This window comes from Streptomyces sp. ML-6, assembly GCF_030116705.1.
GTDB lineage: Bacteria > Actinomycetota > Actinomycetes > Streptomycetales > Streptomycetaceae > Streptomyces.
Genome location: NZ_JAOTIK010000001.1, coordinates 239,206 through 253,516, shown reverse-complemented (window position 1 = coordinate 253,516; position 14,311 = coordinate 239,206). Strand labels below are relative to the sequence as shown.

At 71.7% G+C, this 14,311-nt stretch carries 12 protein-coding genes and 1 pseudogene; 8 read left to right on the top strand and 5 right to left on the bottom strand.

Translation table 11 applies throughout. The features are described from left to right. The first annotated feature begins 26 nt into the window (after positions 1 to 26). Both OCT49_RS01195 and OCT49_RS01190 read left to right on the top strand, forming a co-directional pair. The gene (locus OCT49_RS01195) at positions 27 to 575 is read left to right on the top strand and encodes a GNAT family N-acetyltransferase (protein ID WP_283850013.1); all 549 of its coding nucleotides are present in this window, start codon (positions 27 to 29) and stop codon (positions 573 to 575) included. A 177-nt stretch (positions 576 to 752) separates the two neighbouring features. Continuing rightward, a complete protein-coding gene (locus OCT49_RS01190) occupies positions 753 to 1,436 on the top strand; it encodes a maleylpyruvate isomerase N-terminal domain-containing protein (RefSeq protein WP_283850012.1) in 684 nt (227 codons plus the stop codon). Positions 1,437 to 1,467: 31 nt separating this feature from the next. Here the strand turns inward: OCT49_RS01190 and OCT49_RS01185 are convergent, their stop codons facing one another. Continuing rightward, positions 1,468 to 2,262: an SAM-dependent methyltransferase gene (locus tag OCT49_RS01185; RefSeq protein WP_283850011.1), complete on the bottom strand. Its 795-nt coding sequence runs from the start codon at positions 2,260 to 2,262 to the stop codon at positions 1,468 to 1,470. Then, positions 2,259 to 3,128 (bottom strand): helix-turn-helix domain-containing protein, encoded by an 870-nt coding sequence (locus OCT49_RS01180; protein WP_283850010.1) that lies wholly within the window; start codon positions 3,126 to 3,128, stop codon positions 2,259 to 2,261. Before OCT49_RS01180 ends, OCT49_RS01185 begins: the two co-directional genes overlap by 4 nt. Positions 3,129 to 3,292: 164 nt before the next feature. On the opposite strand from OCT49_RS01180, the gene OCT49_RS01175 reads away from it, so the two are divergent. The 3 genes and pseudogenes from OCT49_RS01175 to OCT49_RS01165 form a co-directional block, all read left to right on the top strand. Then, on the top strand, positions 3,293 to 3,592 hold the full coding sequence (locus tag OCT49_RS01175; protein WP_283850009.1) for a hypothetical protein: 300 nt from the start codon (positions 3,293 to 3,295) through the stop codon (positions 3,590 to 3,592). A gap of 66 nt (positions 3,593 to 3,658) precedes the next feature. Beyond that, positions 3,659 to 4,327: a phosphotransferase gene (locus tag OCT49_RS01170; RefSeq protein ID WP_283850008.1), complete on the top strand. Its 669-nt coding sequence runs from the start codon at positions 3,659 to 3,661 to the stop codon at positions 4,325 to 4,327. A 257-nt stretch (positions 4,328 to 4,584) separates the two neighbouring features. Beyond that, a pseudogene (locus tag OCT49_RS01165) lies at positions 4,585 to 4,947 on the top strand (aldo/keto reductase); the annotation flags it as partial. Between the two features lie 99 nt (positions 4,948 to 5,046). Here the strand turns inward: OCT49_RS01165 and OCT49_RS01160 are convergent. Together OCT49_RS01160 and OCT49_RS01155 are read right to left on the bottom strand one after the other, a co-directional pair. Further along, entirely contained in the window at positions 5,047 to 5,958 is a 912-nt protein-coding gene (locus OCT49_RS01160; RefSeq protein ID WP_283850007.1) for a poly(ethylene terephthalate) hydrolase family protein, read from the bottom strand. 449 nt (positions 5,959 to 6,407) lie between these two features. Beyond that, positions 6,408 to 7,277 carry a hypothetical protein gene (locus OCT49_RS01155; protein WP_283850006.1) on the bottom strand — a complete coding sequence of 290 codons (870 nt, stop codon included), beginning with the start codon at positions 7,275 to 7,277 and terminating at the stop codon, positions 6,408 to 6,410. A gap of 637 nt (positions 7,278 to 7,914) precedes the next feature. Between OCT49_RS01155 and OCT49_RS01150 the strand changes: the two genes are divergently transcribed. Together OCT49_RS01150 and OCT49_RS01145 are read left to right on the top strand one after the other, a co-directional pair. Beyond that, positions 7,915 to 10,488 (top strand): SdrD B-like domain-containing protein, encoded by a 2,574-nt coding sequence (locus OCT49_RS01150; protein WP_283850005.1) that lies wholly within the window; start codon positions 7,915 to 7,917, stop codon positions 10,486 to 10,488. A 201-nt stretch (positions 10,489 to 10,689) separates the two neighbouring features. After that, positions 10,690 to 11,520 carry a hypothetical protein gene (locus OCT49_RS01145; protein ID WP_283850004.1) on the top strand — a complete coding sequence of 277 codons (831 nt, stop codon included), beginning with the start codon at positions 10,690 to 10,692 and terminating at the stop codon, positions 11,518 to 11,520. A gap of 74 nt (positions 11,521 to 11,594) precedes the next feature. Here OCT49_RS01145 and OCT49_RS01140 read toward each other — a convergent pair whose 3' ends face one another. Further along, a complete protein-coding gene (locus OCT49_RS01140; protein ID WP_283850003.1) occupies positions 11,595 to 12,695 on the bottom strand; it encodes a Dyp-type peroxidase in 1,101 nt (366 codons plus the stop codon). A 268-nt stretch (positions 12,696 to 12,963) separates the two neighbouring features. On the opposite strand from OCT49_RS01140, the gene OCT49_RS01135 reads away from it, so the two are divergent. Beyond that, positions 12,964 to 14,148: a right-handed parallel beta-helix repeat-containing protein gene (locus OCT49_RS01135; RefSeq protein WP_283850002.1), complete on the top strand. Its 1,185-nt coding sequence runs from the start codon at positions 12,964 to 12,966 to the stop codon at positions 14,146 to 14,148. The last annotated feature ends 163 nt before the right edge of the window (positions 14,149 to 14,311 follow it).

The following is a 14,311-nucleotide window of genomic DNA, read 5'->3' as shown; positions in this document are numbered from 1 at the left end:
GCAGCCGGGACGATAGGTTGCCCCCCATGACCGAACTCGGACCCGACACCTGGCCCCCCGCCCCGATACGGACCGAACGGCTCGTGCTCCGTGAGTCCGGGGCCCGGGACCGCGCAACGTTCATCGAACTGTTCGCCTCGCCCGAGGTGGGCACGTACATCGGCGGTGCCCGGCCGCGCGACGAACTCGAACGCGCGGTGCCCGAAGTGCCCGGGCAACGCCCCGGCTGTTTCGTCGTGGAACTCGACGGAGCGATGATCGGCATGATCACGCTCGACCGACGCGGCGCGGACCGCCGGGGGCACGTCCGCCCCGAGGGCGGGGAGGCCGAGTTCGGCTACCTGTTCCTGCCGCAGGCATGGGGGCGGGGGTACGCCGCCGAGGCGTGCGCGGCGGCCCTCGAATGGTCCGCCGCCGCACTGCCCGGCGAACCGGTGGTGCTCAGCACGCAGAGCGCCAACGAACGCGCGATGCGCCTGGCGGCCAAGCTGGGGTTCACCGAGGTGGAACGGTTCGAGGAGTGGGGCGCCGAGCAGTGGTTCGGCGTACGGCACCCGGGTACGCCGGCCGATTGAGCCGATGCCCGGCCTCACACCCCGCACAGCGCCGGCCCGGCAGGCCGGTCAGGTACTACGTGCACGTCCGGCGGCCACGTGCACGCCTGGCGGCCACGGGCACGCCCGTGGCCGCGGGCAGCGGAACGACCCGATGATCTACTCCATGCTCCGCACGGAGCGGAACGGTGGTGCAGCATGAACCAGGACCGTGTGCGCGAAGCGTTTCGTCTGGAATCCCAGGCACTCACCGATGCCGTGTCGGGGCTCTCCGGGACCGAGTGGAACCTCCCGACCCGCTGCACCCCCTGGACCGTGCTCGGCCTGCTCGGGCACGTATGCGTGGTGGTGGACTGGCTTCCGGCCATGCTGGACGCGCCGGCACCCGGGGAAGCGGAGATCTCCGCGGTGGAGTACTACCGGCCGGACGACCGCTTTTCGCCGCGGACCAACGGTACGCGGATCGCATTGGCCCAGGACCGTGCGGCGCGGTCGGCGGACGGCACCGCCTGCGCCGAGGATTTCGCCGGGACGTGGCGACGAGCCGATCGGCTGTGCCGCGCCCAACCGGCCGGCCGGACCGTCCGGACGCGCCATGGCGACGCCATGCTCCTGTCGGAGTTCCTCCTCACCCGGGTCGTGGAGGTCGCCGTCCACGGCCTCGACCTGGCCGACGCGCTCGGCCGCAAACCCTGGCTGACACCGGCGGCCGGTGAGGCCGTGACGGAGCTGCTCCTCGGTACGGAACACGCCGCGGCCATTGACGGGCTGGGGTGGAGCCGGCCCCATTTCCTGCGCAGGGCCACCGGCCGGGAGCCGCTGACCGAAGCCGAAGCGGCGCAGATCGAACGGCTCGGCATCCGATGGCTCGCCCTGGGCTGAGCCCGCGTCCGGCCGTCCGCCCCGGCGCGTCCTAAGCCGCCTTGTAGGCGACGTACCCCCATTGCTCGCTGTCCGGGCCGGGGCCGGCGTGCGGGTCGGGGAACCAGTGGTTGATCGGTCCGAGGCCGGGCGGAGGAATGGTGAGGCCCTTCGCCATCGCCGTCATCGTCTCGGCGGAGCTCGTCACGTAGGGGACGGCCCCGGAAGATCCGTAGGAGTCGCTCGCGGCGTCGGCCTCGGGGGACGCCAGGGTCGTGCACAGCACCAGACAGCTGCCCGGCGCGAGGCGGGTCATGTACTCCTGCACCAGGGCGGCGGCCTCGACGGGGTCGGTGACGTGGCCGATGACGGACATCAGCATCAGCGCGACCGGCCGGTCCAGGTCCAGTGTCCGCGCGGCGTGGGCGAGCACCGTGTCCGGGTCCGTCAGATCGGCGTCCACGTAGTCGGTGGCGCCCTCGGGCGTGCTGGTGAGCAGGGCGCGGGCGTGCGCGAGGACGATCGGGTCGTGGTCGACGTAGACGATCCGGGCGTCGGGCGCGACGCGCTGCGCGACCTCGTGGGTGTTGTCGGCGGTCGGCAGCCCGGTGCCGATGTCGAGGAACTGCCGGTACCCCTGCTCGCCGGCCAGGTGCCGCACCGCCCGCCCGAGGAACGCGCGGGTGGCGAGGGCCAGGTCGACCACGACGGGGTACTCGCGTTTGATCTGCTCGCCGAGCTCCTGGTCCGCGGCGAAGTTGTCCTTGCCGCCCAGCAGGTAGTTCCAGAACCGCGCGGAGTGCGGTTTCTCGGGCTGGAGGTCCAGGTCCTGCGTGCCGTCGGTCATGAGGGGGCGTCCTTTCCGGTCCGGATGCGGGTGGTCGGGGGCGGGGCGAGGGCCGCGGTCGCGTCCATCGCGGCGAGGTAGGCGAGGACCGCCCCCTTGTCTTCCGTGACCGTCGCGGCCTCCGGGTGGAGGCCGCGCACGATCAGCCGGTCGGCGAGCTGTTGGTGGGGGTAGCGCATGATCTCCGCCGCTCCGCTCAGCAGCAGCGGGTGCTGTCCGGCCGTCGCGGGGATCACCTGCAGGGTGACCGCTCCCCGGTGCACGGCGAAGTGGTCCAGGTGGGCGAGCTGCTCGGCCATCACCTCCCGGCTCCCGATCACCCGCTCCAGTACAACGTCCTCGACCAGGGCCCACAAGCGCACGGGCCGGTCCGCGCGGTGGATGGTGTGCCGCTGGCGCTCCTCCAGGAGCCGCAGCCGCCGGCAGATCTCCTCCGCGCCGGCCCGGGGGTGCCGCAGCTCCAGGAGCGCGCGGGCGTAGCCGGGGGTCTGGAGCAGTTCGGGAACCACGCCGGGGGCGTAGGCACGGATCAGGCTGGCGGCCGATTCCAGGTCGATCACCCCGGCCAGGTGGTCGGGGAGGATGTCGCGGTACGGGTGCCACCAGCCCGGCCGCCGCACCTCCTCCAGCGAGGCCAGAACCGCCTCCGCCTCGGTGTCCGGGGTCCCGTACAGGCGCAGCAGGTGGCTCACCGTCGCGCGGCGCGGGGCGGTCCTGGCGAGCTCCAGACGGCTGAGCGTCATTTCGTGCACGCCGAGCGCCGCGGCGGCGGCCTCCAGGGTGAAGCCCGCGGCCTCGCGCCGGGCGCGCAGCTCGGAGGCGAACAGGCGCAGGGCCACCGTGGGGCCGGAGCGGGGCCGTGACACAGACAGAGCCCTTTCTCGTCGGCGGGTCCGCGTTCCACGATCCACCAGGGACCGCCGCCCCGCACTCTGCAGGGTTGCAGAGTGTCAGGCGACCCTAGATAGTGGTTTAGGCCACCTGGCCGAAAATTCTTCTCCTGGGTGTCCCCCGAGGAGTGGAGGTACTCATGTACGTCTGTATGCCGGCAGGCCTCGGCTCGATCCGTCACACCCAGCGCGTCGTCGCCGCCGAGCTTCGGCTGCGACGCTGTCCGCCCGAGCAGATAGCCGATGCCCAGCGGGTCGTCGCCGGTCTTCTCGATCCGCTCTGCCGGGCCGCGGACGTCAGCCAGTACGGCCTCACCGTCCAGCAGTCCACCACCCTGGGCACGGTCTTCGTGAGCGTGGACGCGGGCGGGACGAACATGCGACGCGAGATACCCATCCCCCGCCCCCGGCCCCCTGTCGACGACGTCCCGGGATTCTGACGACGTCGCCGGAGTCCCGGGGACTCCGAGCGGGCAGTGGGCGGGCCGACGGGACAGACTTCCCGTATGGAGCTGATCGCGCGGGGGCGGGACGCCGACGTGTACGCCCTGGACGGGGCCAAGGTGCTGCGGCGCTACAGGCACGGGGGACCGACGGAGCTGGAAGCGCGGCTGATGGAGCACCTGGCGGCCCGCGGGTATCCGGTGCCGCAGGTGTACGGGTTCACCGACACCGACCTGGTCCTGGAGCGGCTGACCGGGCCGACGATGCTGGACGAGCTGGCCCGGCGCCCGTGGCGGGTCGGCTCCCTCGGCCGGGCACTGGGCCGCCTCCACGACCGGCTGCACGCGTTGCCGGCGCCGCAGTGGCTGCCCCGGCGGTTCGCGACGGCGGACGACGACCGGGTGCTGCACCTGGACCTGCATCCGGGCAACGTGGTTCTGACCCGACGCGGTCCCGTGGTGATCGACTGGCGCAACGCGGGCGCCGGCGATCCCGCCGCGGACCTGGCGATGACCCTCGTGACGGTCGGCGGCGCGGAGGTCTCCGGACCGGCCGCCCGCCTGGGCCGGAGCCTGTTCGTGCGCGGCCTGCGCAAGGGCTGCCGGATCGACCCCGAGGGACGCGTCGAGGAAGCGATCGAGGCCAGACTGGCGGACCCGAACCTGACAGCCGCGGAGGCGGCATGGCTGCGGCGTCACGCCGGCGGCCGGACCGGACGACGAGGCCGCTGAACGGAGGCCGGGCGCGCGTGTCGCCCCCGCCACTAGCCACGACGTACCCCGCGGCGCCGAATCCGGCCCTTGACTTCGAGTCCGCTCCAACTCGTAGGCTCCGCCGGGCATACCGCAGGCACCACGGCCCAGGAGTCCTCTTGCGATACCGCACGCTCGGCAGAACCGGCATCGAGGTCAGCGTCCACTGCCTCGGCACGATGATGTTCGGCGCGATCGGCAACCCCGACCACGACGACAGCGCCCGCGTGATCCACGCCGCCCTGCAACCGTTCCGCTTCGACCCCGCGCTTCCGGAGAACGCCGCCAAGTACGAGGCCGTGGAACAACTGGCCGAACTGGCGGCCGACCTCGGCTGCTCACTGCCCGAACTGGCCGTCGCCTTCGCCGCGACGCACCCCGCCGTCACTTCGGTGATCATCGGCCCGCGCACCACGGACCAGCTCGAGGGTCTGTTGAAGGGCGCACGACTCGCTCTCGACGACGCGACCCTGGACCGCATCGACGAGATCGTCCCGCCGGGCACGGACGTCTACCGCACGGATGCCGTCTGGACCCCGTCGTCCCTGACCGACCCGGCCCGCCGGCGCCGCCCCCTCGCGGAGCGCTCCGCGGCTTGAACACCGTATCCACTCCGGGGCGGACGGTGCCGCCAGCCCCGGGGCGGGACAACGAACTCACCAGCCGGTCAGCCGAGTTGACCGATGCGGGGCTGCCCCTCAGGCCGTCGGGGCGGAAAGCCGCAGCGCGGCGGCGTTCCGCTCCCAGCCGGACCACAGGGCGGAATCCGTGCAGTAGCCGCAGTCCGGGCCGAAGAACATCCGGCCGGCCGCCCCGTCCCCCATCAGCCAGTAGCGGAACCAGGCGGTGGCCGGGGCACGGAAGTCCCCGCCGTCGCCGATCGAGTCGAGGTGACCGGCGCCCCGGACCTCGCCGTAGACGGCAGGGACGTGGTCGGAGTCCTGGTACATCCCCTTCACCAGCACCGGCCACACGATCCTGTCCTGCTGCCCGGCCAGATAGAAGACGGGCTCGTCCATCAGATCCGGATCGGTCAGGGGACCCGGCTGGATGGGCACGGCGGTGATCACCCGTGGATCGATCGCCGCGTTGACGGCGGCCGCGCCGCCCTGCGAATGACCGGCCGACCCGATGTGCGCCAGATCCACCTTGCGGTGGTAGGGACTCGAACTGTCCGCGTTCCGCTGCTCCAGCACGTCGATGCCCAGGCGCATGCTGATCGCGTAGTTGGAGGTGGGCGTGTTGGCGGCGGCCACGATGAAACCGTGACTCGCCCAGTGCCGCAGCAACGAGCTGTACACGGCGGGCACCGCGCCCGTGCCGTTGCCCCAGATGATCACGGGATGGGGCTTGCCCGACTGCCCCAGGTCCTGCGGCCGGTAGAAGGTGTGCACGATCCCGACTTCCACGCTCACGGCGTACGGCCCCGGCGCACCCCAGTCGGTGCCGACGGCCGGGACGCTTCCCGCGTCCACCGAAACCACCGACGGCACCCCGGCCGCGCCACCCGCCCCGACGGCACCCGCGGAAACCCCGGGCGCCGCACCCACCATCAACACGGCGGCGGCCAGAAGCCCACCGACCGTACGCCACCTTCTCCTGCCCGACATGGCAACTCCTCCACGGATACGGCACGTTGCGCGTCCTCGCATCGTGACCAGAGCCATGATGGGATCTCGTTCCGCTCCTGTCTGTCCGCAGGTGCCCAGCCGTCACACCGGATTCCTGGGCATCTGCACAACGCCGCTCACGTGTTCCCGGGGCGAGCCGGGGTGCGGCGGACCCCACTTCTCCCACGGGGCGACGCCGGCACGTACGCTGCGGTCATGGACGACCCCGTGCTCACCGCGCATTGGCCGAAACCGCCGCGCAGGCGATGTCCGGCGACGTGAAGCCCTTCGCCGCGGTCGTGGCAGAAGTGCTGGACCGGTTCGGCGGCCCCCTGTGGGACGGGTACGCCATCCGAGGAGTCCGGCGGGGCGGGTTCCCGGACGGCCGGGGCCCGCTCACCGGGACGCAGCCGGACGGGACCGAGCCGTTCACGCGGGGACCGGCATCCTCATCCGCCGTTGAAGAAGACCGACAGCCCTTGCGCCGAATCGGACGCGGTGGACAGGTTGGCCACCGCGACAACAGCCACGACCAGCGACAACGCGACCGTCAGCACACCGCATGCCCCCAGCGCACGCCTGGAGTGCTCGCCGGACGGTCCCGTGCGCAGGAACCGCCTCCACAACACCCCGCTCAGGGCGACGAGGGCGACCGCCACGATCGCGGCCGTCACCGCCAACGCCACGTGATACCGGGAGTTGTCGCTGATCATCGCATCGAGGGCGGGCGGGGGAGAGGCGCCCGTGGTCAAGGAGTCGGCCAGTCGCTGCCGGACTTGATCGAGCGTGTCGGCGAGTTTTCCGTGGCGGGTTCCCACGGGCAGCATCGACAGCAGCGAGGTGAACGGCGCCACCGCACCCTGGATGTTGACCACCACGATCACCGACGAGAACAGGGCGAGCACCGTGACGACGACGCGGCCCGTCGCGACGGCGGCCCTTCTGGCCGGCCCGGCACCGCCGCCCCGCGGGAAGGACTTCCGGAGAAGAACGCCGAGCGCCACGACCACGATCAACAGGACCGCGGCGATCACCGCCTTGACCACGTGGAAACGGAACCAGTAATCGACGACCCTCTCCATCCCGGGGGAAAACATCCGGTCACCGGAGTTCCAGTATCGGACGAATTCCTCGCCGACGGTGTCGATGAGGTTGCGCTGATCCGCGAAGCCGTCCTCCGATCCGTCCGCAGCCAGCATGTGCGGCACCACGAAAACGGCGGGGAGGAGGACGGCGGCGAGGGCGGCGAGCAGGGCGGGCGCGCGGCCCGGGACGCCTGCGAACCGCCCGGACCGCCCAGGGACCGCGGGACTGGACATGATGGAGGATCCCCCTGGAGAACGGTGCAGTGTTCGGGCGGGACAACCCTGCCTCACCCCGCCCGCCCGGTCCCTGGGGAACGCCACCTGTTTCGCCGGGGGTTTTCCCCACCCGGCGACGAGGCGCCGCGCGGGATGCGGTGACGGTGGCCCGGTTCCCGAGGCGGTGCCCCGGGAAGCCGGCGGAGACGAATCCGTAGCGGGCACGGGAGTCAATTACCCGCTACCGAACGCCTGTCCCATTTATTCTTCTCGCCGGACGGTTCCTGCGGCGTGTGCACCGCACGGGCACCGACGGGAAGGCACGGAATTCTCCTGAAAAGGGTGCCGCCCGAGGGCAAATTCACCATTCGGTCACGATCTTGCTTAACTTCCCTTTAGGATCGCCGACAATGCGGTTCTCCGTATCTCCATGTACTCCCTCACGAGCAGGGCTGCAAGCCCTTCCGAACGCTGAGAGCAAGGGATGACATCAATAAATGAACAAGTGAAGGGAGCCGCGCCCCGACCGCGTCGGCGGCGACCGGGGTTACTCGGCCGCCGCACCGTCGGCTGTCTGGTCGCGCTCGCTTCGGGAATCGGTAGTGGTTCGTTGGCCGGGGCGCCCGCGGCGCACTCGCAGGAGAAGGATGGATCAGTGACGGTCCGGGTGGTCCGGGCCGTGGACACCGACGGAGTGTGGGCACCCGCGCTGGAACCCGGGATGGCCGGCGTCGAGGTGACCCTCACCGACGACGCCGGGGTGGGCACCGAGGGGGTCACGGCAGCCGACGGCACCGTGACACTGACCCCGCCGGCGGGCAAGGCCACCAGCGGCAAGTACCGGGTACAGGTGATGAATCCGAAGCCGGACGTGCTGTTCCCGGCCTTCGCCTCACGCCAGGGACTGGACGGCGCGCCCAACCAGTTGAGCAGCAACGAGGAGTTCGTCGACCTCTCCGACGGGAAGAGCGTGGCGTACACCACCGGGCTGTGGAATCCGGGTGACTACTGCCAGAAGAACGCAACGCTTGTGACGACCTGTCAGCCCACCACCCGAGAGGGCGGGGCGCAGCGCACGCTGGTCTCCTTCCCGTACGATGCGCGCGGCCAGGCCGGCGTCGACGCCGACGTCACGGACATCGCCACCAACGCCGAGACCGGCGCGCTGTTCGGCATCGCGTGGAACAAGGCCGACAAGCGGGTGTTCTCCTCGGCGGTGGCCAAGCGCACCACGGGCTACGGCCCGGGCGGCGCCGGGGGGATCTACGTGAGCGATCCCGCGCGGAAGAAGACCACCCTGTTCACCGTCGTCCCGGACGCGGGGACGACGGCGCACGGCTCGGGCACCGATGACGCATTCCTTGCCGTACCCGGCAAGGAGAGTCTGGGCGGCATCAAGATCACCGATGACGGCAAGGACCTCTTCGTCGTCAACCTCAACAACCGCAAGCTCTACCGCTACGACGCCACGGCGGCGACCGCGTCGGCGCCCAAGGCCGTCGTCGGCATCCCGGACCCGGGCTGTCCGGCGGCGGGGGACTGGCGCCCGTTCGGCCTCGGCCTGCATGACGGCGTCGGCTACGTCGGCGGGGTGTGCTCCGGCGAGTCCACCGGGAAGGTCTCGGACCTGCGCGCGGTGGTCATGCCCTTCGACCTCGCCACCGGAGCGTTCCGGAGGCCAGTGCTGGACCAGCCGCTGGACTATCCGCGCCAGTCCACGGTCGGCGGGCCCCCGTGCGACGGCGCGGGCTGGTTCCCCTGGACCAGCACCTTCCCGACCTCCCAGAACGGCCAGCCGTGCCGGAGCTATCTGGCCCAGCCCGAGCCGGAGTTGGGCGAGATCGACTTCGAGGCCGACGGCTCCATGCTGCTGGCCTTCCGCGACCGCTTGGGCGACCGCGCCCCGGCCGCCCCCACGCCCGACTCGGTTGCCAACGTCCTGTCCGGCGGCGACCTGAACAAGGCATGTCTGGCGAACGGCATGTATGTGATGGACACCAACAACGGCTGCGGGCTGTCCCCTCGGGGCACCCGGTTCTTCGACACCGGCTGGGGTGGTCACCACAACACGGCGTTCGCCGGCATGGCGCTCTCCAAGGTCGAGAACACCATCGCGACCTCCGCTTTCGACCCCAACCACACCGCCTTCGGCTATGGCACGTCGTTCCTCCAGCGTGATGGCAAGCAGGACCCGAAGTTCGGCCTGCGCCTCAACCCGCCGGGCACCGCAGCCCCGTTCGGCAAGGGCGCCTCGATGGGCGACCTGGAGGTGCTCTGCGACCAGGCACCCCTCCAGATCGGCAACCGGGTCTGGTACGACCCCGAGCGCACGGGCATTCAGCGCCCCGGCCAGAAACCGGTCGAGGGCGTGACCGTCAACCTGTACGACCAGGCGGGCAAGGTCGTGGGGACGACAAGGACGACGGCGCGGGGTGAGTACTACTTCGACGACTCCAACGTCGCCGGCGGCCTGAAGCCGAGGACCAAGTACACCGTCCGCCTCGACGAGCCGGCCGACTACGCCAAGGGCGGACCGCTCCACCAGTGGGTGCCCACGAAGGCGGATGTCGGTGACAACCACTTCGTCGACTCCAAGGGCATCGTCCCGGACGGTGCGAAGTTCCCCCAGCGGGAACTGACCACCGGCGGACCGGGGGAGAACGACCACACCTACGACTTCGGTTTCCGGCAACAGGAGGGCGTGCTGCGTCTGGTCAAACATGACCAGGACGGCAAACCGCTGGCCCGCGCGAAGTTCCAGCTGTGGAAGGAGACGAACGGCTCCGACGACCTGCAGACCACCGGAGCGAAGCCGGACACACGGGTCGGCAAACCCTGCGCGACCAAGACCGACGGCATCTGCCGCGGCACCGGCACACCGGGCACGTACTACTGGCAGGAGATCAGCCCGCCCGCCGGGTACGCCGCACCGGACGTGGCGGTGTTCGGGCCACTGGTGCTGACCTCCGAAAACCTCGACGTCGGGGTCTCGGTGACAGCGGTCAACCGACGGCTGCCCGACACCACACCGCCACCAAAACCGGACACGCCGGATGCACCGGACGCGCCGGGCGAGCCGAATGACCCGGGCCACGTGCCCAACTCGGGCCTGGCGGACACCGGAACGGGCCAGGCGGTCCTGTGGGCCCTGGCCGGTTGCGCGGTGCTCACCGTTCTCGGCACGGGCCTGGTCGTGCTGATGCGCAGACGAAGGGTGCGGCACCCCTAGGGCGTTCCCGGCCGGACGGGACTTTCGAAACACGCCCTGGCCCCTGAGGGCCTGCCGCACGAGCGGCTGCCCCGCCCCGGCAGGTTCCGGGCGGGGCGGCCGGTGACGGTGGACCCTCCGGGCCGGACCGGGCGGGTTCGCGGACCAGCGGTTCGCGGACCCGCCCTCCCGCGTGACCGACCGACGAGAGAAGGCAATTGCATGGCTCGCAGGAGGAAGACCGGTGGCCGTACGCCGCATCGGACCCTCTGGCTCGGAACCCTGATCGCGATCGCGGTGTGCGGCATCGCGGCGGGCGGCGCGGCCGCCTACCGGAACCTCTCCGAGGACCGTCCCGCCGAGCGGCCGGTGACGATGGACGAGGCGTCCAGGCTGGGGCTGTCACGGCTGAACCTGTACCAGGCCAGTCCCGTGAGGGTGACCCTCACCGCCGCCGAGGGCGGCGGAACGGTGGTGCGGGTGGAGGGGGTCGTGGACTACCGGACCCACCGGGCCGTGGGCACGTACCGGGTCACCGGTCCCGCCGGGGCCCCCGAATCCTCCGGGCCCGCCGCCGGGGGGCTCGACCACGGCCTGATCGTCTGGGACGCCGGCGGCCTCGGTCTGGCCCCCGCGCCGAAGGGCGGCAGCGGTCCGCCCTGGCGGCAGGCGGAGCACGTCCCGCGCTCGGGCTGGTCCGCGCGCTCCTACACGGCCGATCCGCTGGACGCCGGGCTCCGGCTGCTGATCGGGCTCGGCGCGGACCGCCCCGACAACCCGCTGCTACTTGCACAGTCCGGGGCCCGCTGGCTGCAGCGCGACCGTATCGACGGCCGCGACTACGACCGCTTCGCCGGGCCACGAGCCCGGGGCACCGCGCCCGGTGCGGGGCCCGAAGGCGGACGGTCGCCGCTGACGTACTGGGTCGACGGCGACGCCGACCTGCGGCGGGTGACGATGCGGATGCCGGGTCTGGGCACCCCGACCACGGTGGAGTTCTCCGGGCGCGACAGCGGCGCGAAGCTCCCCGCGGCACCATGGGGCACCGGATGACGCCCCCGCTCCCGCGCGCCCCGGTGCCCGTCGGGAGCGGCCCCGCGGCCGATGGGGGCGAACTCGGCTGCTGGTCAGCGCAGTTGGTCGCCGAGGGATTCGCCGGGTGGTGGAGCGGGGAGTACGTGGGCCACGGCGGACGCCCGGTGTTCGATGAAGGGGTTCATCGCGTCGTTGGCGGCCAGGCGTTCCTGGACGCGGGTGAACAGGGCGGGATCGCGGAGATAGGCGAGGAAGAGCAGGCCCTGGTCATGGGGGGTGTTGCGGTAGGAGTAGCCCCGGCGCAGCATGCGGGCGCCGCCGTCGAGGCGGGAGTGGGCGAGACGGATGTGGGCGTCGGCGGGGATGTCGTAGCGGCCCTGGGGGGATTTGGCGTAGAGGTCGACCGGGTCGTGTTCGTGGCGTGCGCCCAGGGGTGCTCCGGTGGTGCGGTGGCGTCCGATGATCTGTTCCTGCCGGGTGGGGGGCAGGGCGGTGAACGTGTCGGTGTCCATGTGGATGCGCCGATAGACGAGGCAGGTGCTGCCGTCGTCGTGCCAGACCCAGCGGGCGAGTTCGTCCGCCGGGGGGTTTTCCGTGCCGTCCTTGAAGCCGAAGAGGTTGCGCGGGGTCTCGCCCGTGGCGCGGGGCGGCAGGAATCCGGGCTGCCGCCAGCGCGGGACCAGGACACCGGCGGCCCGTGCGGCGAGCCGGGCGGCGGCCCGGTCACAGGCGGCGGCACTCGGCCCGCAGACCTGGACCAGCACATCACCGCCGCCGCGCCGGGCTTCGAGGCGGTCGTGGGGGAAGGACGGCAGGTCCTTCAGCCGGGGCGGGGCGGTCATACCCAGCTTGCGGTACAGGGTGGGGCCGACGGCCACGGTCGGTGTCACTCCCGGAACGGGGCGGGAAGCCCAGTCGGTCCACCAGTCGGACAGGACACGGCGGACGGCAGCCGCCTTCGGGCGGGTGGGGGACAGGTCGTGGGCGAGCAGCAGCACATGGGCGGGCTGCGGAGTGGCGATGCCCGGCTGAGTACGGAGAACGGGACCGCTTTTGTTTCCGGTTCTGCTTCCGGAGGCACCGGAGGCCGTGGTGCGGGTGGAGTCCGTGTCGGAGGGGGCACCGCAGGCGGTGGCCGCGGCGAGCGGGGCGACCAGCAGCGTACGGCGGCGGGGCGAAGGCAGGGCGGTCACCAGGACTCCAGGGCAGAAACGCGGAAACACAGGATGCGATGAGGGCAGAGTGCACACAGGATCCACCGGAAGGCGAGGCGCAATGATACACCTATCCACCATGAGATCCCTTGTCATGAAATCCCGTAAATCCCGTACGTGCAACCGGAGTTCAGGAAACTTACGCAGTGCCGCGCTGGCTGCTGCGGTGCTCCTGGTGCTGTCGGGGTGTGGTTCTGACGGTGCCGAGGGCGAGCGGGGGGTGTCGGGGCCGCCGGGGGTGTTGCGGGTGCCCGGGAAGTACCGGACCATTCAGCAGGCGGTGGATGTCGCCCGGCCGGGGGATGTGGTGCTGGTTTCCTCGGGTGTGTACCGCGAGGCGGTGGCCGTGCGGCGTCCGGGGGTGGTGCTGCGGGGTGCGGACCGTAACGGGACGGTGGTGGACGGGGAGTTCCGGCGTGCCAACGGGATCACGGTCACCGGTGCGGGGTCGGTGGTGGAGAATCTGACGGTCCGCAATCATCTGGCGAACGGGGTGCTGTTCACCGGCGTCACCGACGAGCGCCTGCAGGGGGCGGGTGCGGGCGGGGGTGCGGGGTACGAGCCGCTGGACACGGCCGGGTTCCCGCCGCTGAGGGGTTTCCGGGCCTCGTACGTGACCGCGTACAACAACGCCCTGTACGGCATCTACGCCTTCGACGCGCGCAGCGGTGTCATCGAGCGCTCCTACGCCTCGGGGCACTCCGACTCGGGGATCTACGTCGGGCAGTGCGACCCGTGCGAGACGGTGGTGCGCGACAACGTGGTGGAGCACAACGCCATCGGCATCGAGGTCACCAACGCCTCCCGCCGCCTGTACTTCCTGGCCAACACCGCGCGCCGCAACCGGGTCGGTGTGACGGTCAACTCCGACAGCCTGGAGGCCCTGGGGCCGCAGCGCGAGGCCGTGGTGGTCGGCAACACCGTCACCGGGAACAACGACGACCGCAGCCCCGAGCAGGCCGACGGCGGTTTCGGCATCGGGATCGGGATCGGCGGCGGCACCCGCAACCGCATCGAACGCAACCGCATCGAGAACCACCGCGTGGCCGCCCTCGTCCTGCGGGACGTCCAGGGCTACCCGGTGCGGGGCAACAGCATCCGGGACAACGCCATCGGCGGCGGCACCGCGCTGGTCCTCGCCGCCGCCCGCACCGGAGGCAACTGCATCACCGGCCCCACCCCCGCCTCCACCAGCCCGCGCCCGCTGCCGCCCGCCGCGGCCTCCTGCCCCGGACGCGACGTCCCCCTGCCCGCACCGGGCACCACCACACCCGTGAAGGCCCCGCCCGGCCTGTCCTTCAAACAGGTCCCCGCACCGCCCCCGCAGCAGCAGATGCCGCACGCCCGAACCGCCCCGGCCCGGCCCGCCACCCACCTGCCCGGAGCGGTCGACCCCGCCCGCTACCGGCTCCCGGCACCCGCCACCGGCTGAACATCCCCGCCCCGCACAGGGGGCACCATCCGACCGGGAGAATCCGGAGGCGGATCCGCACCGGCAGCACCACTACCAAGACGTTCACCGCGACCGCGGTCCTTCAACTCGCCGCCGAGCACCGGCTCGGACATCGCGAGCGTGGCCGGGCTCCCAGGGCCGT